Origin of the sequence: Haloarcula sp. CBA1131 (genome assembly GCF_008728975.1) — an archaeon.
In the GTDB taxonomy this organism is placed as follows: domain Archaea; phylum Halobacteriota; class Halobacteria; order Halobacteriales; family Haloarculaceae; genus Haloarcula; species Haloarcula hispanica.
This window is the reverse complement of sequence record NZ_RPCY01000004.1, coordinates 263,048-286,599: the sequence shown is the minus strand read 5'-3', so window position 1 is coordinate 286,599 and position 23,552 is coordinate 263,048. Positions and strand designations below refer to the sequence as shown.

Here is a 23,552-nt window from a genome sequence, read left to right as displayed (position 1 = left end):
CTAATCACTGTATAAACGGAGTCGATACAGTCTGGAGGTTCAATACCGATGCGGGAGTACGTCACGATGATGAGTCATTCCAGAGAGGAACAGTTTCGCTCTGCACTACTGGAGTGGGCAGAAGGAAACTTGCGTGACTTCGCATGGCGTGACAGGGGCCGTTCTCTCTACGAGGTGTTTGTCGCCGAGTTCTTCCTAACACAGACGCCCGCACGAAACGTAGCTGAAGTATATCCCGAGTTTCTAGAACGATTCCCGGACTTCCGCGCGATTGACTCAGCGACTAAAGACGAGATCGTAGCTGTGATCGAACCTCTCGGGTTCTACAACATGAGGTCGGAAGCTCTGAAGAGTATCGCCGCCGAAATGAGCGAACTCCCAGAAGCCGTCGAAGAACTCACTGAACTCCCGCGCGTAGGACACTACGTCGCCAATGCGACGCTCTGTTTCTCTCGGGGTCACCGATTGCCGATCCTCGACAGAAACGTCGAGAGAGTATACAGCCGGGTCTTCGGAGCAGACTGGCCAGAGACACCATCAGAGCAGATAGCTTTCGCCGAACGGCTTCTTCCGACGGACGACCCACGTACTTACAACTTGGCTCTCCTTGACTTCGCAGCAGCGATCTGTCAGCCAAGTCCGCTCTGTGAACAGTGCTTTGCGAACGACTATTGTGAGTACTACGAGTCTTAGTAACTCGTCGGGGATCTTACCGAATACAGTGAAACAGTGGAATCTATCGGGAGATTGGTGTGTGGGCCAGTGCAAGATACAAGGCGCGTATCGGTCACAACGTGTTTCTCTGGAAGCTCTAATTCGGTGCTGTCTACTCTTTCAGTCCTTTGGATAATATTCGGTTTCGATTTCTTTTTCCCAATTGTCATTCACATAAATTAGCAAAAATACACCCTGATCATAATTATAGCGTTTATTGTGGTCACCGTCGTTAGTGAGAATACGTAACCGCTTTTTGTCACTTTTGAAATTGTCTTTGTTGGTTTCTTTTTTTGCTTCAATCACGAGGAGATTCTTACTATGATTACCCCGTTTGTGTACAATCACATCAGGGTATATTTGATCTTCCTCGTTATCTTCCTGAGGTTTGGGGAGGGTTTTCGTATCTCCGTGGTTCTCTCGATTATACTCACAATCAACTACCACCTCCTCATCACCTACCTCGTTATCAAACTCCTGTTGGAGATACGCGGCAAATTTGTGAACAATGCTGCGCTCATGGACATTATTTTGTAATAGGAACGATTCATCGCTTCGGACCTTTGCAAATGCTCTATCCACAAGATCATTTGCAGTAGTTCGATCCATGGTGTATAGAACTATGTTTGAACCTGTCATGTATTTGCTGGACAAACCCTCTATATTTTGCACGACAATCGGTGACAATATCACTAACTCGATGGTTGTTTCACTGAGTTCGGTAAGAGCCCTCGTTGGATGACCGGTGCCCAACCGAGATGCTGAATTAGTACTCAATGACGCATCCCCAGAGTCAATCGTAGTCGTCAGACCGGATGAACTGGCGAACAGTTACTCTGTGATACAGCGAGCGTTGTGTGCTATCGAGATTGCGTCGTTGGCCGAGGAGACTCTCAACCAATTGAAGAGCACGAAGGGTGTCGATCTGGCAGAGTACGAGTTCGTCCAGATCGGACGGCCCACGAGACCGAGTCAAAACCGGTGTCTCGGGGAGTTTCGGGATTCAAAGACATCCACAGAAACCGGGCGAGGCAGCAGCAGTGTCCGTTAGCAAAATGTTTAGTCGGGAGAGGTCCTAGCATATAAACGACCGAATGCACATCTCTGCTATCGATCTGTTCTGCGGCGCCGGCGGGCTCACTAACGGACTGGAGCGTGCCGGTATCTCTGTGGAAGCGGGCATCGATATCGATCCTGACTGTGAGTATCCGTACGGTCAAAACAACGACGCCGAGTTCCTTCTCGAAGACATCGGCGAACTCGCCCGAGACGAACCAGAGCGGGTAGCGGAATACTTCGACACCGAAGCCGACGCGACTCTACTAGCAGGCTGTGCACCGTGCCAACCGTTCTCCCCACTGACCCACGGTTCTGACAGCTCTGAGCACTCGAAGTATGGTATGCTGGAAGCGTTTCTGGAACTGGTCAAAGAGATTGATCCAGACTTCGTAGTTATGGAGAACGTCTTCGAAGTCCGTCACGCCGACGTCTACAACGAATTTATCGAAGAACTTGACGAGCTCGGTTACAATCTGAATCCAGAAAATGACAGACGAGTCTACTGTCCAGAGTACGATATACCACAGACCAGACGCCGGTGGGTAGTACTCGCGTCGAAGGGGGGATGTATGGACCTCGGCGCACCACTCAATCCCAACCCCAAGAGTTACCCGACCGTCAAAGATCGAATAGGTCATCTTGAGCCATTGAAGGCAGGTGAGACGTCTGAAAGTGACCCACTCCACTCAGCTCGAGAGCTCTCCGAGACGAACCTGAAACGGATCCGGAACTCTGAGCCAGGAGGGAGTTGGCAAGACTGGCCTGAAGAGCTGATACTTGAGTGCCACAAGAAGGTGAGTGGACAGAGTTACGAATCGGTATATGGTCGGATGGTCGCAGACGAACCAGCACCGACGATAACGACACAGTTCTACAATCTCGGGAGTGGACGGTTCGGCCACTACGACACCGATCAAGACCGGGCGCTCTCGCTCCGAGAGGGTGCGATGCTACAGACCTTCCCCGAGGACTACTCCTTCGCCGAAGACCCTGAAGAAGTCGGAATCACGAAGATCGGACGTCTGATCGGGAACGCCGTACCACCGAAACTGGGAGAGGTCATCGGTGATCGAGTGGGAGAGTTCCTTACGGGGATAGACAAGCAAGCGATGATAAGTGAGTATTAGCTCGTGAGTATCGAGACCACGGGAACTACCGTAAGGAATACAACTGGGGCAAAACTGACACGACGGAAGAGGTGAAACCACGTCCAGATGAGCTGGTCAAGGAATCAAGTTGTTCAGACAGTCTTAATTCGTACTTTCGACGTAGTTTCGGATTTTCCCGAGCTGGTCACGGATCTGGTCTTTCGAGCGTGCTTCAAGTTGGGTCGTCGAGAGTGAATTGTTGAACCGCTTGGCGATACTCGTGATATTCTTCCCGCTCTCGTCCCAGAGTTCTTCGGCGAACGCGATCGCTGCTGGTCGGTATCGTCGGAACGAACTGTCGAGTACGTAGTTCACCAAGCGCTGTTTGTTGAACAGCCGGTGGGTCGCGAGATAGTGATCTGCCTCCTCGTCGTAGGTGAGGTGGGCACCCCACCAGAGACGAGCCAGGTGATTGGAGTAGAGGTCCTTCTGTGTTCCGAGAAACTTCTCTTGGAGATCGTCATCTTGGCTCCATCGGGACGTGATGAAGTCAGGGTACCGGAGGAGGGTCAAGTAGTGCCACATCCCAGGAACCGCTGCAACTCTCGGTGGCACGTCGATACACTGGTGGACTATCGGGGCGAGGTTCGAGTCCATCGCAGTCCGTTGTCTCCGTCTACCGAGGTCGAAGACGGTCATCGAAGCTTCAATCGCCTCGTCCAGTCGATCGTAGTCGATGGTCGCCTCGTCTACTTCGAGAGTGCGGAGGTGGTTCTCGAGTTCGTCCGCAGGCGGTTCGGAATCCTCCTCTGCTGGGAAGCTATCGTGGGACTTCACGAGGTCTTGGCCCGAGTCGGCCAGTACGTGGATCGTCGTCATGGTGAGTGCTCCTGGATGAAGTAGTCAAGATCGTCGGCGTACCCTTGATAGAGTTGTACGGCTTCACAGAGGTCGGTTATCAGTTCACGGAGCTTCGATGGATCCGATATTCTATCCCCGAGTTCCGAGACGACAGTCTCGTAGTCGGCGTTCTCGTCGAAGAGATGTGTACCGAGTTCAGATTCGGATATCTCTTCGACTACGCCTTCCTGCCAGTCGAACTCCGGCTCACCTGCTTCGGCGATCGTCGTCCCGGTGAGTACCACGAGCTGGATCCAGAGTGAGACGCCGAAGTCGGCCTTCAGGAGGCGTTTCATATTCGGTCGGAACCCGTACGTGTTACCGCTCTGGAGGACGTCAACGACGTTTTCGTTCTGGTCGTTGATCATCATCTTCGGGTTCGGGGTCTTACTGAACGAGTGGACCAGATCTTCCGAGGGCATACCGTCTTGTGAGAAGTCACGGTACACGAATGGAAACCCATCGGAATCTTTCGTGGGATGATCCACGACTACGGTCCAGCTCTCACCACCTGCCACACGCATCCCGTCATTCGGTGCGTAAGGGAGTCCTTTCCGACACGGTTCCGTCCTGACTAACCGCGGTGTCATGACCACGTCTCCACGTAGGAGCGATCTATCTAACGTGAGCTCTACGTCGTAACTCCCCTCTGAGACAGGTGGATCTGCGACGTTCTTTTCGAAACGGAGCTGCGTCTCTTCGGCATCAACGATCACGATCAGTTCGGCCGGGAAAGGTGGTCCCTCGTCGTCGGGGAAGACACGCTCGACAGAATTACCGATCGTCACGTCCCCCTCTAGCGTGACTTCTGACCAGTCTCCGTAATCGTACAGAGGGATCGTCCTATCGTCATAATCCGGACTCCCGGCGTCACCACCATCGAATGAGAAGCCGTTGATCCCGAACTGGAGGCATCCGTCTGCGTAGTGGTAGGGCATCGACTCGTCGCGTGACTTCGAACTACGAGTGTTCGCGGGCATCAGGAATCGTCCTCCGTCTCGATCTCGGCCGAGACGTCCAACCGCGCTTCGGTGATCGCTCCGATTTCGAACGCTTCTCTGACGTCTCCGATACCGTCTACGACCTTCTCGGAGCTACCTTCGAACTCAATCTCGTGGATGGACTCATCAACGTCTAGTGTGACAGAGTCGCCATTTTGAACGATACCTACGCCTGGCGAGAGCGGCTTCACAGATTGGACCGGTATGGAGTCCGAAGACGACTCATCGACGTCCAAACGATCGATGGTGATCGTGACACTCCACGGACCGTGATCTTCGTCGATCGGCCCGCCTTTACCGTAGAACATCCAATTTCCGTCGTCGAACCACGTCCCTGGTTCCTCTTCCCAGTCCATCACGGGGCCGCCGCCTTTGCTCTCGTCGTCGTTCGTCCGTCCACCCATTATTGGAGCGACATCATCCATGTCTGGCACCCCATCGCCCGATTCGACGTCTTCCTGAACCACTTCTGCCAGCGCCCGCTCGAGTCGTTCTCCTTCCAGCGCTGCGATCTCTTTCACTATGGTACCGCGATAGTGCTTCTTAAGGTAGTCGTTCTTGCTACCCTGCCAGTCGTCGTGCTGGGTCGGTTCGGAGCGCTTAAGGAACTTCTCGACCGCCCGCTGCTCTGGCGTAGGCGTGTCTCCGTTCGGTGACTGTGCTTCTCCACATACGAGGACTGCTACGAAATCGTCGCCTCTATCAGCGACGCTGCTCTTGTCCACGTAGTCTACGATCATCTGTGCACCCCTGAGTCTCGCGACCCGGTTCCGGCTCAGATCGCGATCGTCGCTCTCGTCGAATTCTTCCGTATCAGTCGGGTTCAGCTGCCGGATGAGAAGATCGACGGTCGTCTCGTACTCTGGGTCGGGAGCGTCCAACACTCCTTCGTTCTCTTCTGGGACAGTGATATCGACGGTCGCCTTGGCAACAGATCCTGGGCCTTCCAACTCGTCAGTTTCAACCTCAAACAACTGGGAGTAACACTCGACGAACGGGCGTACACCTGGAGCGTCGTCCCAGTTCGCGACTTCCTCGTCCCCGTCCGGCGTACGGACTCGAACGTCCAGATCACCTCGAGAGATGGCCGGCCAGAAGTGTTTCACAGCGGCGTGACGGAACTGTTCAGACAGGTCTTCGGGTTCGGGATGCATGTCTTCGCCCGGGATCCGAAACCCGACGACTCCTATACTTGTACCGGTCTCGTTGCTCGGTCGATCTACCTGTAAGGTATCCGCCAGCTCCGAGACTGCGTTGCCCCCGTCCCAGAAAGAAGGGGGCCGGCCCAGACGGTCAATCTCTGAGTCGTCGGCGTATCCGAACCAGCCGTGGTTAGTGTAGGTCCGATTTGCATCTTCATGGTCGTGTGCCGGGAGGATGCTCCGACCGATCAACCGCGGCGGTTCTTCGTCCACGCTGATCATTTCGCGTGGACCGGAATTGAATATCACCGTCGAGATACTCGAGAACGCCCACAACACGGTCTTACCGACCCCGTGACTCCCGCCGGAACTGGAGTCTAATTTCTCCGAACCCCGAAGTCTTTCACGAGTGCGCCGTACGGTTGGGAGCTGTCGTCTTCTTCTCCGACCAAACCGGTCGTGTTCTCGTCGTGGACGGTGAGTACGAGCAGCTCATCACCTTCGAAACTATCGACGAAACGTCGGAGGCCTGGATCTCTGGCTTGCTCGTTTTCGATAGCACGTTCAACGTGCCACTCTAGGTTCGCTGGTGGGTCCGCCTGTCCTGTCCATTGGAGTGCTTCGAGGTATTTATCAAGATCATCTCCAGTAAGACGGTTGAATTCGAACGTTACTTTGACTGGATCGTCGTTCGGCAAGCCTTGGTCGTTCGCGTTCTGGAGAACCTCCCGAACGAACGTCTCTAGCTCGCTGTCTAACGCTTTCTCCGTCGGCATCGAGTGATAGTCGGTTAACCCCGATGCTTGATCTGGAAACTTCCATGTTACATCAGTCATATTTAGATATAGTTAGCGAAGTATCGATGGCAGGCATTCGGAACATATACTCCACAGATGGACAACACGTTATTAAACGTTGGTTATCGGAATATATCTGAGATACAGGAGATGCCTCAACAGAAAACGGTCGGTTCCGGCCTAAGATGGTTCTTTCCCAGGCATATTTGCTACACACGCAATCGATGATGGATGATCTAGGAATCCTGTATCGGCCATCAGCGAAGGCGGGACGTCAGTGGCCTGCATCCATAGTATGAATGAACTCCAGAACCAGTCCACGGCTCTGGACCACAACGAAATCAGAAAATAGCCGATACAGGCACTGAATAGCGCGAAACCGTTAGCTCATAATCGTGCAAACTGTGGATGGGCCCTGCCGGGTTTGAGCTAAATGGTGTCGGAAACAGAATCGTTCCCAAGATAGTGGAACAAAACGTGCTAAGGTGATTTTGGTCGTGATTATCCCTGTAATCAAGATCTTACACTTAGAGTGTCTCAGTCTCAAAAGTAGAGTTACCTATCCAACCCTCCGGGGAATAAAGTTGCAGGCTCTCAATTACAGTATATAGTTGACTGACTATGCCCATGAAACACACAGGTCAACCCCCATTCCCAGACTGGATCCAAAGTGCCTACCAGACACTGGAGAGGGCGTACGCCTCAGGCACTGACGAACTCCCCAAGAGTGAAGCACATGAGTTCCTTCTGGCTGAGTCTGAGCATATCGAGGAGCACACTGATGCAGTATACGTGATCGATCGGCTTCTTGACCGTGGCTGGCTCTACGAGGTCGATAGCCAACTCCGTAAAACCGAGTAACACAATCCTATCGGCCATGTCCATAATATTCTTCACTTCAGAGAAGATGATACAACCTCCCTGGAGCCGAGGACGCTATTTAAGCCGTAATGATCGTTCGTTGATTCGGCAATTGCTTACGGATGGAGTAGCGACGAGGAACCACGACAGCTATCCCGAACTGAACTCACCAAGGCCGATTGCTCGTGGTCCAGCAGCTCAATGACATGGGGATCGTCGTTGCCGGAGTTGTTGACTCGCGACGAAATCTCGTCGGCGTCTACGTCTTTAACCAGCACGAGAGTGGTTTGGAGTGGGTTGTTGGTTATTTTGAGGCTCACGAGGTCGAACCCCCACACCCCGTGTGCGATATGAAATCGGGAGGAGAGTGGGAGGGGGTGGTCGAAGAGATAGACAACGAAACACCAGAAATCCGCGATTTCATGGAAAAGGAATCTCAAAGACAGTAATATTAAGCTGACTACATCTTATGGAAATCTTTACATAGCTACCCTGTCAACTAGATCCGTACTGGTACTAGAGTCGGTCGAAATGGAATAGTATATCTCGTGACATAACAACTCTCAATGGTTCCTTTGCTTTTTCGTGGGTTGACGGTCTTTGCCGGTCCTGTGTCTTCTCGTGGGTTCTCCGGGCGAATACCAAGTTCCTCAGATGATTCATCCCCGTTCCCCCTCTCGCTAAATTCATATCGCACACGGGGTGTGGGGGTAGCTTAGTGACGAGATCCCATCTCACTCAGGATAGCCGAGAGATATTCTTGGTACTATCCGGCCCGAGACTACGTCTGATATTTCATCTTGCACACGGGGGTGCCTCCGCCGAGTTCTTTTGACTCGCCTTGACATCAACAGCTGTTTGATGAATTATTCGGGATTTCATATCGCACACGGGGGTGACTACGATCAATTGATTTCGCCCGCGGTTACCCAATCTCATCTACTACCCTCGCCTAAATGCACTCTACCTCTTGAATTCGGATGATTTAATCTCGCACACGGTATCAATATTTATTTATAGTTTCGCCCTAACTGCGCAAACATGCCTGACGGCGACGATCAAGAATCCCTCTCACAATCTATTAAAGGCCGTCTTCAGGAGGGCGTTCAGAACTCTGTCTTTCGAGATAAGGGACTTCTCGACCCGGATGCCGTCATCGATGAGGACCGGATTGTCGGTCGCGATGACCAACTGGACGACATTATCACCTACCTACGACCGGCACTACAGGGGAATCGACCACCCAATATGCTCCTCTATGGGCCGTCGGGAACCGGCAAGTCACTCATCATCAATGCGGTCTGTCAGCAGGTTCTCGAACTCGCGACCTCGCAAGGAGATCGGTTCGGTGTCATCAAAATCAACTGCCAGACGATCAAATCCCACGATCGGGCTGTCTATCGACTTGTGAAGAACGCGGCTGAAGAAGCTGGCGTCGACGTCGGCGTCCCAGAGAGTGGGATTTCGACTGACCAGAAGCTTGATCGATTCTACGAGATTTTGAGCAACAACTTCGACTCAGTTATCATCATTCTCGACGAGGTCGACCTCCTAGTGGGTCGGCAACGTGATCCGAACGATGAGCCGGCGTATTCGAAACTGCTCTACCAACTGTCGCGAGCCTCCCAGCTTGGTCGCATCGAGGGGCACGTATCCGTTGCTGCGCTTACGAATGACCCCCGGTTCATGGAGGATCTCGACGGCCGGGCAGAGAGTTCGTTCAATCCGCAGGACGTCGTCTTTCCCGACTACGATGCGAACCAACTGCAGGCGATTCTCGAACGCCGTCGCGACGCGTACCAAGACAACGTCCTTGAGGACGGAATTATTCCGATCAGTGCCGCATTTGCTGCTCAGGATCATGGTGACGCACGGAAAGCAATCGATCTGTTCCGAAAGGCGGGTGAAATCGCCGACCGAGCTGAAGAAGATACGGTCCGTGAAGCGCATGTTCGCGATGCTCAGAAAGAGGCCGAACGGGACCGAACGCTAACGCAGATGCAGGGATTATCAACGCAGAAGAAACTCTCACTTTACGCCACCGCGATTGTTCCTGTTTACTCGCAGCGAAATTTGAATGCCGTCCCCAGTACGGTTGCCTACCGAGTGTACCAGTATCTCACCGACATTCTAGATGCTGCTGAAAAATCGCGCGACTCCTATTTGCGATATATGAATGAGGCTGAAACCTATAATTTCGTCACGTCTGAGAAACGTGGGCGCGGCTACGGCAGTGGTGTCCACAAGGAGTACACATTTGTCGACGATCCGGAAGTGGTCGCCGAGACACTCCAGACTGACTTCCGACTTGAGGGTGCTGAACACGAGGAAGATCTTGTCAAATCTGTTGTCAACGCGCAGATAGACGATTTCTTCGATGGGAACTAACACGAAGAGACGCCGACGGCGGCATCAAATTCGTTTCGCACACAGGGGGTGGCCTCGGTGAGCGTATTATTAGAATGACTAAGTATGTATGACAACAGTACGCAAGATTTCATTTCGCACACGGGGGGTCTCCCCTAGACTCATCAGTCAATTCATCTCTCACACGGGGTCCACGCGGAAAGCGACCAAAATCATATCGCACACGGGGAGCCCTACCTCAACTCCGTCGGCGGATTCACTTCGCACACGGGGGGTGTGATCCGACGAAATAACAACAGTTGTCGTCTTATTCGTCCGGGTTGACCGGCCCTTTATATTTGGAGATTACCTTATCCTCTTCCCGCCACTGCCAGTAATAGTAGCGGTTGTCGTTGATCTCTTTGATCGTGACTGTGGCTTTCGGCGGGACGTTGTCCGGAAGCTCATCCTGCCGCTCGTCAACCTCGTCGGGACGGCTGTTGTCCGTGACCCACGCTGCGGTGTACTTGGTAGTCTCGAAGGTGGGTTCCTCCGTGGACGCCTCCGCCGTGGTCGTCTCGCTGGATTCCACGATGGCTCGTGTCTCATTGGCCAACCGGGCGTGGTCGGCTTCTTCACCCACACGCTTCTCGTAGCCGGCGAGCCCCTCACCAGTGCGTCGGTCAACGAGCTCTGGAATTGGCTCCTTGTCCGACTGGTCTGCTTCGGGGAGATGCGCCAGACCGAGGCTTTCAGCCACTTCCGCGTCCGATTTGATTTCGTACTCACTATGGTCCAGTTCCTCGGTTTTACTCCTCTTGTGGTATCGTTTACCGGCGCTCAGAGTTGACGACATGGGGGTGTGTGCGGCGACATTGACGACATGGGAGTGGTCCACGACATGGACGACCTAAAGTTCTGATTTCAATCTGGCTCGTTTACTGCCCTGCTTTTGCCTTTCTATGAAACTAACCTAATGACTGTTCTATTGATCCGATTCTATGGCTTCACTGCAGTCATCTTTGGCTGGCCCAATTATGCTAAATATATCACCACCAGACACCGTCAATATTAGCTCTTTAATTACCGTAATATCTGACATAGTATCTGGGATTTCTGAGGCTGAACGAATAGTTAACAAGACTACTAGTTGATGTACTAATACGTATTCCACTTAGCATTAGGATTCATGCGGTTCGAAAATTAAGGCATTGCCGAGTAAGACTACTTATCACAATCTAGAACCCTTCATCTTGTTCACAAGTTTTTTGATAGTCCCACTGTCAATACGTGCTGGCGAATTCAGAATAGGATTCACCAACTGTGTAAGAAATGTAACACAACAGCGGTAGCGGATCACCTGTGGGGAATCGGTGGGCAAGCAAGACCGCAAAACCAGAGACATCTATGTCAACGCAAACCAACGAATCGAACGCATCGAACACACAACCAACACTCTACACGCACGCGAAGCGGCGGTTTGCTGACGCGTGGCTCACGCCCGGCGTGCGACAGGCAACGCAGCTACTGTTGCTCCTTACACTGTTTGCTGGCTCTGCAATGGGCCAGACCGACGTCGGGAACATCTACTGTGATACTGCTGTCGAGGACGGCGTCAACGTTGTCTTCGGGGCACTGGCTGGCCTCGGCCTGCCAGCGACGATGGTGTTCGTCGGTCGCAGTGGTCTTTCGTACATGCGTGCGTCAGGGAACCCGAACCAGCAAAACGAGGCCCGCCGGGACCTCATCCTCTCGCTTGTCGGCCTCGGCGTAGTCGTACTGGCAATTGTGGCCCCAGAACTCATCACGAAGTTCGGAGACAACGTTGGCTTCGGCTTCTCGGACTGCGTGACGCCATTCTGAAAATACGATGCCAACACTCCGCTCACTGCTGGTGATCGCGGCCCTGTGCTCGCTGCTCTCGACAGTCGGAGCTGCGGGGCCGGCAACCGATGCTGGAAATCCACCCCATGTTGAGCGGGGGACGGCACACTCCCTTCCCGACGCGAGTCACGGTGGCGTGGGGGTACTCCAACAAAACGCCACCGCGCCGAATGGCTCCAGCAACGAGGGAACACAGACGAATCGCACCGAAAACAACGAATCCAGCGTCCAAGACCCAGCAGGCAACGGGACAGCAGCCAACGGAACCGAGGGCAACGAATCCGTTGATCGAGGATCAGCAGCGAACCAGACAGACGTGAACAGGTCCGTCGAAGTGGGATCGAGACAGAACCTCAGCGCGAAAGTCTCGTGCTACGAGAACGCCTCGAATCCACCGGCAAATGCCTCTGTTGGGGACAACGCGACAGCAGGCGTCGTGCCTCCGAACCGGTCCTACAACCACAACCACACGTTCTTCCGTGCGCTGTGGTCTGGCGACCCAGACCATCCGAACCTTACGCGGGCCGACCGGTCAGCGGCTGAGAACGGCACGCTGGCCGTCCTGCCTTCATGCACGGGAGATATGGTCTCTCGCGAGCCATCGAATGTGGCGCTGTGGAATCGGCCCGAACACGATTCGTTCCAGACTGGGATCGAGCACTCCTCGCGACCAGTGAACGTCACGGACACTCGCTCTGGACTCTGGATTCGTGACGCCTATGTCGCGTTTTTCAGCGTAGAGCCGTCGACAGTTGTCCATCGAGAGTCGGGGACAGAGCGTCTGGTCCGTCCGAATGGGACTGTCCGTGCAATCCACGACTACCGGATAGTCCTCTCGGAGTTCATCGAAGAGGACTATCGGCTGGTGAACACGTCGACGAAGACGACGCTGTACGCTAACGGGACGGAGATGGACAACAGCACTGCCGCCCAGCCCACACTCAACTACACCGGGATCAACGGAACCACCGAGCTCCGATTGGAGACGATAATCTCGGTGAACCTCTCGAAGATTGGTGAGGACGAGATTGACGAGTATGGACTGACGGTCACGGACTCACGGACGGTCCAAGTAGAGAACCTGTCCGAACGAGAGATGACCGTCGAACCCGGTGTTGTCCCGAACGGCAGGGGAGCCACAACAGACGACTATCGAATTGGGACCGAAATCCCCGGCAGCTGGCAGCGCGTCCAGTTCGATGCCGGATACGAGATCCAGAGCCAGTGGCGGTTCTACACTCGCTCACCACCTGGGTGGGAGAACTGGTCGGAGAACACGACCACACCAGTACGACCGCTCGAAACCCACGCTGTCCGGACGACGGAAGGTCCAGCAGTCACGGTCAACCGCGTCCAAAATGAGAGTTCCGACGGCTGGCGGTTCGTGCCGTCGCTCGAAGCGGCGTATCCGGCAAATGCGACTGTGAACACGACGGCAAACGCGACCAATAGGACGACGCTCCCGCCGGAGATTCGGATCAACCGTTCGGAGACGTTCACGACGGCAGATCGGTTCACGATACGGAGTGCGGAACAACTCCGGACGGAGAACTTCGAAATCAACGGACTCGTCCGTGGGAACAGCATCGAACAGCCAGCGGACTCGACGAACCCGACGCTAATCCGCGAGGTCAATATCACCTCTGAGGTCGTCAACTCGACCGACAACTCGACGGACCTGCTGGTCCGGGTCGAACCGACGGCTGGCTTCCCGATTGCGGCAGGGAACGTTACTGTCGCAACGGGGCAGTCCCGGGTCAAACAGTCACTGTCTGGTGATGATGAGATTACGGTCACCGTCGACCAGGGCGAAGTCTCCTCAGCGATAGTCACGTATCGCCCGGCTCAGATCTGGTGGGAGCAAGGGCGTGCTGTCCCAGTGCGAGACACCCAAGAGCGGGTCGCCTACGAAGTGAACCTCCCAGACCTTGCGGAGTTCATCGACCTCGCTGTGGTGACGCTCCTGACGGTGTTGCCGGCTGTGCTGGCGCTGTATGGCTACGACGTCTGGACGAGAGGCAAATTTGTTGGTTGGTATAATCCATGACACACAAGATATACCACGAAATAGCAGTATCGACCGCAGAACAGCGCTTGGACTCCTTAGCGGGGGTCTTGCCGCGCTTGCAGGATGCAGTGGCGGGCTGTCTGATAGCAGTGACGGAGGTGACGGAAGCGCCGGCCCGCCAGAAGAGCAGTCCGACTACATCGAAGAGACATCGATTGAGATTGTCGAGAACGGCCGCCAGTTGGCTCTGGAAGTGGCTGTAACCGATGAGATCGAGCCGTCATCGGTTAGCATCATCACAGAGTCCGGTCGAGAGTTCGTCAGCGACTACTTCAATGCTGGTGAAACCCGGACCAGCCTATTGCTCACGGCGGGAGATGATAACTACAAGCCATTGCCCCGGGGCCAGCACACACTCTATCTCCGTGGGGATGACGTTGAAACCGAAATCCCACTCGAACTGGGCACTACATTCGAACTTGAGAAAGTTGTTCCTGCCACTGAACATCCAGACGTTCGTGAAGGCCTCGGCCACTTGGTGGTGGTTGTCAGGAATGTGGGTGAGCGAACCGGTGCAGCTACCCGCGCATTAATGAACGGAAAAGAAAAAGAAGACGTGTTTGTCCCGGTAGAGCCTGGTGAAACCAATGTCGTCAGATATTTTTCCCTCATTGAAGACAGCGTTTCTTCTTGTCCGAGAGTTGATGAGAGCGCTAAAAGAGATGAGCAATTAACCGTTGAATTCCTTTGGAGCGATCCAGTCACATTCACTCAGACGATCAGCTATGAAAATTCATCTGGATGCGAGCGGACTCTGATTGGGACTCCTGAAGAGGTCACTGCAAGTTCAACGGAGACGGAGACGTAGCAATGCAGTCGGGAATAGGCGAGGATCTCGTTGAGGAGGTTTTCCAGAGATTGCTGGGAGAACTCTCGTCGGCAATCACAGCTGGTATCAGTGGTTTCCTTGCTCAACTTAAAACGCAGATAGTCAATTATCTTGATGGGTTCTTTAAGAGCCTCATTGACCCGATGGTAGGGACACCCGCCCCGAAGGACCGAATTCATCGGCCCCAGTTGACATTGCGTTCGAATCTGCGAGTAATGCCCCGTGGAACTCGCTAATATCGGGCATCTACTTCGATGGAATCGTTGGGTTGGCACTCGGGCTGCAGTTCATCGTCTTGGCAATGATTGGAGTTCGATACGGGTCGATGAACCCGGTCATTCGGAAGAAGCTCCTACGCCGACTTGGGGTTGCCTTCCTCTCACTGTTCTTTTGGCTCCCAGTGGCCTCACTGGGGACTCAGTTCTTCAATGCCATCGGTCGCGAGATCTACAAGTCCGGTCAATCAACGACTGAAGTCGCCGCACTAATCAGTTCAGCTCAGCAGATTGCGGACCTTAGTCTGGGGATATTCCTCGTCCTCATCATTGTCGGACTGTATGTCTACCTCAAGGCGGCGTTCATCTTCATCACCCGATGGTTGCTAGTCTTCCTGCTGACCCTCTCGATGCCGTTGGTCGCGACGTTCTGGGCAGTGGAAGTCTGGCCGCTGAACCGTTTCTCGGGACTGGCAAAACAGGTCGCCGGCGCGTACCCCGGAGTCCTCGCTGCGGGCACCCCGCCTGCAATCTTGATACGAATGAGCTTCGAAGCGACAAACTGGGGACTGGCTTCTGAACTGTCGCTGTTCATCAGCCTCGTGACGCTGTACTTGGCGGCGAAGTCACAGAAGATCCTCATCCAGCGCAGTAGCCGCGTTGCGATTCAAGTCAGCGAGCAGGCGCTTGCCGGCGGCAAAAAATCGGTCGCAAAACCAGCAAAGATTGGAGCGGCAGCTACTGGCGCAGCGGCCACAGCTGGAGCGGGAGCAGTCGGTGGACCCGGCGCAGCAATGGCGACGGGTGGCACGATTCGAGCTGCCTCAAGCGCCGCAAAAGGACGTGTTGGCGGCGCTGCCACGGGTGCTCAGATGGTCCATCGACAGATGGCAGCCAACCCCGCTGGCATGAGGAGCAATACCAGCAGTGCCAACGGAGCTGGGAGCGGTGGAAACAGTACTAACGGTTCCGGTGGTGGCGGAAGTAGTATCAACGGCTCCGGAGGTGGCGGCAGCAGTGGTTCCGGTGGCTCAGGTGGTTCCGCCCCACCCTCTGGCGGCAGTGGTAGTAGTGGATCCGGTGGCTCTGGTAGCTCCACACCGCCTGCCAGTGGTACTGGCGGGTCCAGCGGCTCATCTGCCGGAAGTGCTCTCAACAGTAAGTTCACTAATTCCAGCAACGGGAGTTCTGCGTCCGGTGAGTCCGCTGGAACCAGTCCATCTGACGGCGACTCAAACAGTGAGCGCCAGACACAGAAAAACTCCGGCGATACCAGAATCTACGAGTCTGACGTCGACCCGCCGTTCTCCGACGAGCACTTCGACGAAAACGACAGTTCGGAGACCGAGACCGATACCGAGGAGTCCGAGTCGTATGACACGCTCAAGGACGTGTTTGCAACTGATGACGATGTATTAGGACCAGACGTGTACCGAGACGGCCTGCCAGATACATACTCGGAGGACGATAACTAATGGCTGACTCACAAGAAGACTACAACACGAACATCATCCACGAATCTCTTGGAGATACAACCAACTTCTGGGGGACTACACACTCGGGGAACTCATTCTGTTCCTCCTCCCGCCGTTTGGCTTCCTCGTCGCCATGGGAATGCCATTCGTGCCAGCAGCGTTGTTCTTCCCAGCGTTGGGTCTAGCAGCGCTTGCCGAAGTCTTCCTCTACATCCTCCACAAAGTCCGCCCGGACCACTACCGGCTGACTGAGTGGCTGCGAGTCAGACTGTTCTGGCTCGTCAAAAAGCACCACTACACCCACGACCAGGGCAATCAGGACACTCGCCAAGTCACGCGACTTGAGCGGATCATGCCCCACGGCATTGAGCGCGTCGACGGAGCGTACGTCGGCGCGGTCGAGGTCGAGCCCGCCAACATGGCCCTCCAAGACGACGAGAAATGGGACAAAGCCGTCACATCGCTCACACGCCTGTCAGAGTCGCTGACTGGGCGAGCGAAGCTTCACGTCACAACGGCCGAAGTCGACAACAAGTCCCATATCGAGTCCCACATCAACCGACTCGAAGATCCCGACGCAAAGAGCCATCCCATCTTCCGAGGGGTGTTGACAGAGTTCGTCAACCGCTACACCGACGACAGCGGCACCGTCGAGACCGAGACTGAGATCCAGCGCAAGTACTACATCATCGTCTGGGTCACCGACGATGATATTCACGACCTCCAGATGAACAGTGACTCCATCGCGGATTACCTTGCCGGGATGCCGGCTATTGGCCGACTGTTCGCTCGGTTCGACAGCGACACGCTCACTGAGGCCGAGCGAGAGGAGTTCAAAGCGAAGAAACTCCACGACCGACTCGGGACCGTCGATAGGGCAGTCAGCAACCTGTATCGGTGTCGTAGCCGCTCGGTCAGCCCCCACGAACTGGCACACTTGACCGAGGATTACTGGGCCTGCGAAACACGGTCGGAACGCGAGTACGAAGAGGCGGCCTCCGTCTCCCCGGTGACGTACTCTGCTCGGGAACTTATCAAGCACGGCGAGGGTGCTGCAGCCCACGACGCTGCGGAGGGCATGGATACCGATGACGTTGGCGGGACCGACTACGAGGTCAATGAGACTGACTTCGTCTCCCAACTCCACCGACCGGGAGAGAACCATCGGTCGCTGGTCGCGCCAACAGATATCGAGTGGGAAGCCGACCACGCCCTCATCGATCAGGAGACGTACACGCGTTGCTTCTGGATCGAGACGTATCCCGAGCATCCGACCAATGGGATGCTTGAGCAACTACTGCTGGATACGGAGCTTGCCGTCGACGTCTCAATCCACATTGACCCATACGATTCTGATGCAGCAGTGTCGGTGATGAAAGAGTGGATCTCATCACTGAAGATGTTGCAAAACGACAAAGGCGAACTTGAAGCGGAAGATATCGAACAGGAAGTCAACCAGGCGAAGTACATCCGGCAGATGGTCCGACGGAACCACACGTCGCTGTTCCGTGTCGGAGCGTTCATCCGACTCACTGCGGAGACCGAAGAAGACCTCCGGAAGCAAACGAACCGGCTCGAAACGCTCCTACGAGACTCACCGTCGAACTGTGGAGTCAAACGAACGACCCGCCGGCAGGAAGAAGGACTGGTGACAGTCTCGCCGATTGGAGCCAATGAACTCGGGCAGAACCGGCTCTCCTCAATGACCGGGGACGCCCTCGGATCGCTGTTCCCGTTCTCGTCGAACTACCTCCGGATGGACAACGGCATCGAGTACGGACTGCACGGCCACAACGACTCCTCGCTGTTGATCGATCCATGGGAACTGGAAACCGGTCACTCGGAGCTGGTGACTGGAATGCCCGGCGGCGGGAAGACGCACGGCACGCAGGCTCGGGCGATGCGGATGCTGAAAAAGCGGTCGGACGTCAAGCAGATCTACATCGACCCGGTCGGCGATATGCACGGCAGCGCGAAGATGCTGGACGCAAAGACGATCACGATCAGCGGCGAGACGCCGCTGAACCCGTGCGAGATGCATCCGACGCCGCCTCATGTCCTTGAACAGTCCCCGGATATGCAGCCCGTCTCCGCCAAGAAAGACGAAGTGTACGGGGTCATCGAGAACTTCCTGCAGTCGCGGGATGTCGATCTGGAAATGCACAGCGGCCTCATCACGTTCCTGATCGACAAGATATTCACTGAATCGGATATCGACCCAGCGGACCCGTCGACGCACACGCCGGAGAACTCGCCGGACCTGAGTGACTTCTTAGACGTCGTCGACCGTCTCCAGGAAGAGCCAGAAATGTTCCCGGGAGCGACGACGGAGTCCTCCCAGCAGAAAATCCAGCAGTACGCAAACGAACTCTCGATTGCACTGCATCCGTTCCGACCGGGGAGTACGTTCGGCAACCTCTCGAAAGAGTCGGACCTGCGGCTGATCGACGACAGCAGCAAGGCCGTCTATCTGGACCTCCAGCAGGTCGAAGGCTCTGGTAGTGGCCTCGGCAAGCAGTCGTTCATCATGCAACTGCTGTTGTCGACGCTGTACCAGCAGGCGAAAAATATGCAGCAGAAGGTCGAGATCATCATCGACGAAGCTCACTACCTGTTCAACGACGACGCAAATCTGGAGTCGCTGAACCAGATTGCTCGCCACCAGCGCCACGCCGGACTGCGACTGGTGATGCTGTCCCAGACGCTCTCGGAGTTCGAGGACAAGGGCGCAGCCGAGGAAATCGCGGGGATGTGCCCGATCAAGGTGCATCACCGCGAGCCGGAACTGGGCGATGAAACCGCAACAAGCGCCGGACTGACGGACGAACAGCAGTCCTACATCCAGCACGCCGAAGCCGGCAAGGAGTCACTGGGTGACGGTCAGGGCTACTCGCAAGCGCTGGTTCGTGTCGACGAACATGGCGATTACCCGCTGACGATCAAGACGTCGTGGGAAGAGAAGCAGATCATTGACCTCGACGCTGACGCGGAAGATGCGCTCGACGTTGTTGCTCACGAGGTTGACTCCCGCGCTGCTGATTTCGAAGAGTTCGTGCGCTCGAAGGCAGTCGAGCAAGAGCTAGCGAATCGTGGATTGTCCCCGGAGAAGGCTGAACACGTCCTCAACGGACTCAGCGAAGAGGAATTAGTGGACGTGGTGTCTGTAGCACTTGACCAGACACAGCCAGAAGCAGTTGTCGCTGACGGTGGTATCGAGACAGAGACTGATTTCGAGTTCGACACTACGGAGTGATTCCCATGGATGAAAGTATCACATTTTCGATGAGCGCAGAGAAAAAGAAACAGATTGTAACGCAAGCTGAGAAGAACGACGAAACGGTAACTCAGTTCCTGCTTAAAGCGGCAGAACAGCGTATATCTCGTGAACTGCAGGAGCAACGTGCTAACGAACTAGGGGTTGCAGATGAACTGCAAGACCTTGCTGATAGCGTCACTGGCGAAGTGAGCGCTGCAACGGATATCGACACAGATCAAGAACTGTGTCATACTGTAGCACTGTGGGAGTTGATTTCGAGTAAGTATGATGCTGATACTCGAGCTGCCGCAATGGAGGAAGCGCCAGAGAAACTGCAGGAGCAGGTAGCGAAAGTTGGCGGAGGTGATGACTGATGACAGAGCGAGATGAAGTTCTTCAGATATACACGACCAGCGAAAACAAGGAATGGATCAAAGAGCGGGCTGAAATAGAAGGCAAGACGATCTCGGATATCGGCCATAGTCTCGTTGAAGAGTATATTGACCGCGAGACTGGTGAAACGCAGTTTGAGCGGTACGGGACCGATACGCAACTCGAACTTGTCATGGAGAATATCCGGAGTGATATCACGGCTGAGCTAGACGAGTTTAAATCCGAGACGCTGGAGGAACTGAAGACAGTCCAGAAGGTCCGGACAGCATACACCATCGCTATCTGGAAACTACTGCATGAGGACCACGATGATGCACACCTCAGATTAGCGATGAAATTTGCGACTGACCGCATTGGACGGGAGCCAGCTACAGAGGCAACAAACGGGAGTGATACAGACTCAGGAGAGCAGGGTCGTGGGTCTTCGGTGGCGACTAATGCTGGGGGTGACGGTGCATGATACTGCCAACGGATTATCAGCGGAATGGAGCAGGGAATCTCGTTGACTACATCCGACGTGACCGGGACCAGGACGCCGGCGTGACAGTTGACTTACGGAATCCGGCCGGGCGAGAACTGTCTGACCCAGAGGTAAATCGGTTCGTCGACAAGAGCCGAGAGTTCGGATTTCAGCGGCATCTGATCGTCTCTCCTGACCCCACAGGGCAATACTCACCAGAAGAGGTGAATGCCAACACTCGGGAACTCATGAACCGCGAGTTCGCCCGGCAGCCAACAACTGACTACGTATACGGTGTCCACCAGAATACGGAGTTCCCACACGCACACGTCGCGGCAACTGGGGAACCAGCAGAGTTGGAGATGGATCGGGAAGATATTCGACAGATGCGCGAACAAGCAGCGACCGTATTTGAGGAACCCACTCGAACGAGAGACCCAACGGCTACCCCTCACGATGCCCCGGAGAATCCCGGTCGGGTCGTGGATCAAGAAGCACGGGAGCAGTACCACGAAACAGAGCTGTCGCTGAACCCCGAAGCGGAAAAAGCGCTCAAACGGGCGACTGAGAAGAGCCAGCAGAAAGACGTCGGACAGCCCACAGCTGAGAAGGCGAGCGATGAGCGCCAAACTGAGCCACTCTCAGAGCGTGCTGTGGAGAAGGCCGAAGAACAGGCGGCAACTGAGAGCGAACCCGAAGCTGCGCTTGAACGCGAGCAGGAACCCGAGCGCGAAGTTGGGTGGTGGCAGTGAGTTCTAGCTCCTCTGCACCACCAGGACAACGCTCTGGCGAGGTGCCGAATAGCCTCAAGTACGACAACGTCGTCGGGTTCGTCTGGGCCGGGTTCATGCTGTTGTTCCCGCCGATGATCGTCGACAGCGACAAGGTCCTTCCGAAGCGGTTCTGGGCGTGGCGCTACATTTACCTCGGCTTTGGACTCATCAGCGCAGCGTTCTTCTACGACGTCCTTGTTCAGACACCCAGTGCAGCGCTGTTGTTCCCGTTCGCGCATGTTCTGGCTGCCATCTCAGTCGGGACACTGTTCGCTGACTTCACCGTGCCCGGGCTATCGCTGCCGATGCTCTCGTACTCGACCACGGTGATCCTGTATGCTGTTTCAATCGGTATCGTGTTCTCCGGGGAACTACTCCGCCGGACCTCGCCGGAAATGCTCGCGATGAACCAGTGGGACCACGACGACGGGGAGTCCGTCGTCCCGCTGGAAGAGGTCTCTCACGAACACGAAGAGGCCGAAATGCCGTTCACGCTCGACCAAGATGTCTCTACAGCCGTCGTAGGGGAAACCGGGAGCGGGAAGACGTCGATGATGAAACTACTGGCTTACCAGTTCCCGTACTACAGCGACACAGCGGTCATTGCTCATGATACCGGCGAGGACTTTCAAGCGTTCTATGAGGAGCTGGGCTTCGAGGTTCAGCGCATCCGCCACGAAGACAGCGATGTGGTCTGGAATCTGTTCAAGGATGCTGACTCGGAGTCGGATTTCCGCGAGGTCGCCGGCGCGATCTTCGGCGAAGCCGACGGCCACGACCCGTTCCATCGGCCCGCCAAACAAACCTTCGCGGAGATGCTGATGTATCTGCATCTCAGCGCGAAAAAGAACAATCGCCGTCACGCGCTCTGTCATGCCGATATCGTCTCACTACTCAACGAGGGCCATATCGCGCTGAAAAAGGCACTCGATGAGTTCGACCGACTGGACTCAGGTCATATCGACCCTGACAAGGGCAAAGGCGCACAGAACGTCTACCAAACGATCAAGGAGAACGTCGATCCCGTCTTCACCGGCGACTTCGGAGACTACGGGGAGTTCTCCCTGCAAGAGTACATCGAGAACCCGGAAGGCCGGGTCCTCATCATCGACTCGAACCCAACGGAACTGGAAACGCTCGGGCCGATGTACCAACTGCTCGTAGACTGGTCGATCCGCTACGCGATGAATGCTTCAAACCCGACGGTCCACATCCTCGACGAGATTGACGCGCTGCCGGCACTTACACAGGTGACGAACCTTACCGCCCGAGGGCGGAAACACAAGGCTCGGGCACTGGTCGGCGTACAGACAATCGGCCAGCTCAAAGACACGTACAGTACGATATCCGGGATTGTCGGCAACTGTCCACAGGGAGTTTACTTCGGTCCGGGTGACACTGAGTCGACGGACTTCATCCTCGACGAACTTGGCGAGAGTCGACAGTATGATCGCTCCGAGATGGTGTCGATGAGTCATCAGGGGCGCGGCGAAAACCCACGAACGCAGGCTCGGGACACGTACAAAGAGAAGGACAAAACACCGGTCACCTCTGGCTTGCTTCGAGACTTCCAGCCCGGTGAGTGCGTTGCCGTCTCGCGGACGACGTGGGTCCACGGGCAATCCTACGAACTAGACGACGTTCGCGACAGCCTCCCAGCGCAGGGCGCAGAGTCGCCGGGCAGTTCGGAACCGGAGCCCACTGAGGATGATACCGACATCGAGAGTGACAGTTGGTTCTCGTTCACTCGGGCCCGACTCGACGACGTACTCCGTGGGTCACTTGGTGAGACTGACGGCGATGAGTCCAGAGAGAGTGGCCCAGATCGTGACCCCGAAGTCGAGCCAACCGCCGACGCGACAGACGGGTTGGACGACGACGAGTCGAGCGACCCACTCGACCAGACAACAGCAAACACTGCCGTCACGTCTCCGGACACAGACCACCCGAACCTATCAGATGAAGAAGGTGAGTTCGACGGTGGCGATCACGACCAGCAGTCCGACGACAATGGTGGTGACTTCTCTTCTGACGAGTCACCGAACCCCACCACTGATGAGACGGAATCCGCTGAGAAAGGAGATGCTGAATCGGCCTCAGAATCAGACGCTACTGAGACTGATGAGCAAGACAAAACAGAGTCAGAAGAGAGGGGGCACGACCCGGCTGGGTTCATGTGACTGCTTCTCCACAGAGTAACGATAGCATCTAAGAAAATCTATACTTTTGCGGATGATCCCTTGATCTCTCTTTGGTTGTTGACTGATAGAGTCCTTTGGCTGTAGCCCCTC

General features: G+C 55.2%; 19 protein-coding genes and 1 pseudogene. 13 read left to right on the top strand and 7 right to left on the bottom strand.

The annotated features are described in order from the left end of the window. Positions 1-48: 48 nt before the first annotated feature. A complete protein-coding gene (locus tag Har1131_RS19100) occupies positions 49-693 on the top strand; it encodes a hypothetical protein (protein ID WP_151147696.1) in 645 nt (214 codons plus the stop codon). A 141-nt stretch (positions 694-834) separates the two neighbouring features. On the opposite strand, the gene Har1131_RS19095 is transcribed toward Har1131_RS19100, so the two are convergent. Next, on the bottom strand, positions 835-1,323 hold the full coding sequence (locus tag Har1131_RS19095; RefSeq protein ID WP_151147699.1) for a hypothetical protein: 489 nt from the start codon (positions 1,321-1,323) through the stop codon (positions 835-837). A gap of 485 nt (positions 1,324-1,808) precedes the next feature. Between Har1131_RS19095 and Har1131_RS19090 the strand changes: the two genes are divergently transcribed. Then, the gene (locus tag Har1131_RS19090; RefSeq protein ID WP_151147702.1) at positions 1,809-2,900 is read left to right on the top strand and encodes a DNA cytosine methyltransferase; all 1,092 of its coding nucleotides are present in this window, start codon (positions 1,809-1,811) and stop codon (positions 2,898-2,900) included. Between the two features lie 123 nt (positions 2,901-3,023). Here Har1131_RS19090 and Har1131_RS19085 read toward each other — a convergent pair whose 3' ends face one another. The 5 genes from Har1131_RS19085 to Har1131_RS19065 form a co-directional block, all read right to left on the bottom strand. Further along, positions 3,024-3,740 carry a DUF6339 family protein gene (locus tag Har1131_RS19085; RefSeq protein WP_151147705.1) on the bottom strand — a complete coding sequence of 239 codons (717 nt, stop codon included), beginning with the start codon at positions 3,738-3,740 and terminating at the stop codon, positions 3,024-3,026. Continuing rightward, complete coding sequence (locus Har1131_RS19080; RefSeq protein ID WP_151147708.1) at positions 3,737-4,741, bottom strand: hypothetical protein; 1,005 nt, start codon at positions 4,739-4,741, stop codon at positions 3,737-3,739. Before Har1131_RS19080 ends, Har1131_RS19085 begins: the two co-directional genes overlap by 4 nt. Next, positions 4,741-6,177 carry a hypothetical protein gene (locus tag Har1131_RS19075; protein ID WP_151148268.1) on the bottom strand — a complete coding sequence of 479 codons (1,437 nt, stop codon included), beginning with the start codon at positions 6,175-6,177 and terminating at the stop codon, positions 4,741-4,743. Before Har1131_RS19075 ends, Har1131_RS19080 begins: the two co-directional genes overlap by 1 nt. Before the next feature lie 104 nt (positions 6,178-6,281). Continuing rightward, positions 6,282-6,740 carry a hypothetical protein gene (locus Har1131_RS19070; protein ID WP_191907521.1) on the bottom strand — a complete coding sequence of 153 codons (459 nt, stop codon included), beginning with the start codon at positions 6,738-6,740 and terminating at the stop codon, positions 6,282-6,284. A gap of 663 nt (positions 6,741-7,403) precedes the next feature. Then, the gene (locus tag Har1131_RS19065) at positions 7,404-7,586 is read right to left on the bottom strand and encodes a hypothetical protein (RefSeq protein ID WP_050038616.1); all 183 of its coding nucleotides are present in this window, start codon (positions 7,584-7,586) and stop codon (positions 7,404-7,406) included. Positions 7,587-7,741: 155 nt separating this feature from the next. On the opposite strand from Har1131_RS19065, the gene Har1131_RS21995 reads away from it, so the two are divergent. Further along, positions 7,742-8,011: a hypothetical protein gene (locus Har1131_RS21995; RefSeq protein WP_191907499.1), complete on the top strand. Its 270-nt coding sequence runs from the start codon at positions 7,742-7,744 to the stop codon at positions 8,009-8,011. Between the two features lie 592 nt (positions 8,012-8,603). Next, entirely contained in the window at positions 8,604-9,950 is a 1,347-nt protein-coding gene (locus Har1131_RS19055; RefSeq protein WP_151147714.1) for an orc1/cdc6 family replication initiation protein, read from the top strand. Between the two features lie 286 nt (positions 9,951-10,236). Here the strand turns inward: Har1131_RS19055 and Har1131_RS21990 are convergent, their stop codons facing one another. Beyond that, a complete protein-coding gene (locus Har1131_RS21990) occupies positions 10,237-10,764 on the bottom strand; it encodes a hypothetical protein (protein WP_191907506.1) in 528 nt (175 codons plus the stop codon). A gap of 551 nt (positions 10,765-11,315) precedes the next feature. Between Har1131_RS21990 and Har1131_RS19045 the strand changes: the two genes are divergently transcribed. From Har1131_RS19045 to Har1131_RS19005, 9 genes and pseudogenes are all read left to right on the top strand, one after another. Further along, on the top strand, positions 11,316-11,771 hold the full coding sequence (locus Har1131_RS19045; protein ID WP_151148263.1) for a pilin: 456 nt from the start codon (positions 11,316-11,318) through the stop codon (positions 11,769-11,771). A gap of 7 nt (positions 11,772-11,778) precedes the next feature. Continuing rightward, complete coding sequence (locus Har1131_RS19040) at positions 11,779-13,839, top strand: hypothetical protein (protein WP_151148261.1); 2,061 nt, start codon at positions 11,779-11,781, stop codon at positions 13,837-13,839. Further along, positions 13,829-14,668 carry a hypothetical protein gene (locus Har1131_RS19035; RefSeq protein ID WP_225308235.1) on the top strand — a complete coding sequence of 280 codons (840 nt, stop codon included), beginning with the start codon at positions 13,829-13,831 and terminating at the stop codon, positions 14,666-14,668. Before Har1131_RS19040 ends, Har1131_RS19035 begins: the two co-directional genes overlap by 11 nt. A gap of 2 nt (positions 14,669-14,670) precedes the next feature. Next, positions 14,671-16,379: pseudogene (locus tag Har1131_RS19030) on the top strand (hypothetical protein). 133 nt (positions 16,380-16,512) lie between these two features. Beyond that, the gene (locus Har1131_RS19025) at positions 16,513-19,632 is read left to right on the top strand and encodes a VirB4 family type IV secretion system protein (protein ID WP_225308192.1); all 3,120 of its coding nucleotides are present in this window, start codon (positions 16,513-16,515) and stop codon (positions 19,630-19,632) included. A 5-nt stretch (positions 19,633-19,637) separates the two neighbouring features. Then, positions 19,638-20,009, top strand: coding sequence for a hypothetical protein (locus Har1131_RS19020; protein WP_050007953.1), 372 nt, complete (start codon positions 19,638-19,640; stop codon positions 20,007-20,009). Continuing rightward, the gene (locus Har1131_RS19015; RefSeq protein ID WP_151148258.1) at positions 20,009-20,488 is read left to right on the top strand and encodes a hypothetical protein; all 480 of its coding nucleotides are present in this window, start codon (positions 20,009-20,011) and stop codon (positions 20,486-20,488) included. The genes Har1131_RS19020 and Har1131_RS19015 overlap by 1 nt, the downstream gene beginning before the upstream one ends. Beyond that, positions 20,485-21,240: a relaxase/mobilization nuclease domain-containing protein gene (locus Har1131_RS19010; protein ID WP_151148256.1), complete on the top strand. Its 756-nt coding sequence runs from the start codon at positions 20,485-20,487 to the stop codon at positions 21,238-21,240. The genes Har1131_RS19015 and Har1131_RS19010 overlap by 4 nt, the downstream gene beginning before the upstream one ends. Continuing rightward, positions 21,237-23,441 carry a type IV secretion system DNA-binding domain-containing protein gene (locus tag Har1131_RS19005; protein ID WP_225308191.1) on the top strand — a complete coding sequence of 735 codons (2,205 nt, stop codon included), beginning with the start codon at positions 21,237-21,239 and terminating at the stop codon, positions 23,439-23,441. Before Har1131_RS19010 ends, Har1131_RS19005 begins: the two co-directional genes overlap by 4 nt. The last annotated feature ends 111 nt before the right edge of the window (positions 23,442-23,552 follow it).

Bases quoted from the DNA above. Each gene is read 5' to 3' on its own strand.
- Har1131_RS19100 (WP_151147696.1), top strand. From the start codon at position 49: ATGCGGGAGTACGTCACGATGATGAGTCATTCCAGAGAGGAACAGTTT.
- Har1131_RS19095 (WP_151147699.1), bottom strand. From the start codon at position 1,323: ATGGATCGAACTACTGCAAATGATCTTGTGGATAGAGCATTTGCAAAG.
- Har1131_RS19090 (WP_151147702.1), top strand. From the start codon at position 1,809: ATGCACATCTCTGCTATCGATCTGTTCTGCGGCGCCGGCGGGCTCACT.
- Har1131_RS19085 (WP_151147705.1), bottom strand. From the start codon at position 3,740: ATGACGACGATCCACGTACTGGCCGACTCGGGCCAAGACCTCGTGAAG.
- Har1131_RS19080 (WP_151147708.1), bottom strand. From the start codon at position 4,741: ATGCCCGCGAACACTCGTAGTTCGAAGTCACGCGACGAGTCGATGCCC.
- Har1131_RS19070 (WP_191907521.1), bottom strand. From the start codon at position 6,740: ATGACTGATGTAACATGGAAGTTTCCAGATCAAGCATCGGGGTTAACC.
- Har1131_RS19065 (WP_050038616.1), bottom strand. From the start codon at position 7,586: ATGGACATGGCCGATAGGATTGTGTTACTCGGTTTTACGGAGTTGGCT.
- Har1131_RS19055 (WP_151147714.1), top strand. From the start codon at position 8,604: ATGCCTGACGGCGACGATCAAGAATCCCTCTCACAATCTATTAAAGGC.
- Har1131_RS21990 (WP_191907506.1), bottom strand. From the start codon at position 10,764: ATGTCGTCAACTCTGAGCGCCGGTAAACGATACCACAAGAGGAGTAAA.
- Har1131_RS19045 (WP_151148263.1), top strand. From the start codon at position 11,316: ATGTCAACGCAAACCAACGAATCGAACGCATCGAACACACAACCAACA.
- Har1131_RS19040 (WP_151148261.1), top strand. From the start codon at position 11,779: ATGCCAACACTCCGCTCACTGCTGGTGATCGCGGCCCTGTGCTCGCTG.
- Har1131_RS19025 (WP_225308192.1), top strand. From the start codon at position 16,513: ATGGGAATGCCATTCGTGCCAGCAGCGTTGTTCTTCCCAGCGTTGGGT.
- Har1131_RS19020 (WP_050007953.1), top strand. From the start codon at position 19,638: ATGGATGAAAGTATCACATTTTCGATGAGCGCAGAGAAAAAGAAACAG.
- Har1131_RS19015 (WP_151148258.1), top strand. From the start codon at position 20,009: ATGACAGAGCGAGATGAAGTTCTTCAGATATACACGACCAGCGAAAAC.
- Har1131_RS19010 (WP_151148256.1), top strand. From the start codon at position 20,485: ATGATACTGCCAACGGATTATCAGCGGAATGGAGCAGGGAATCTCGTT.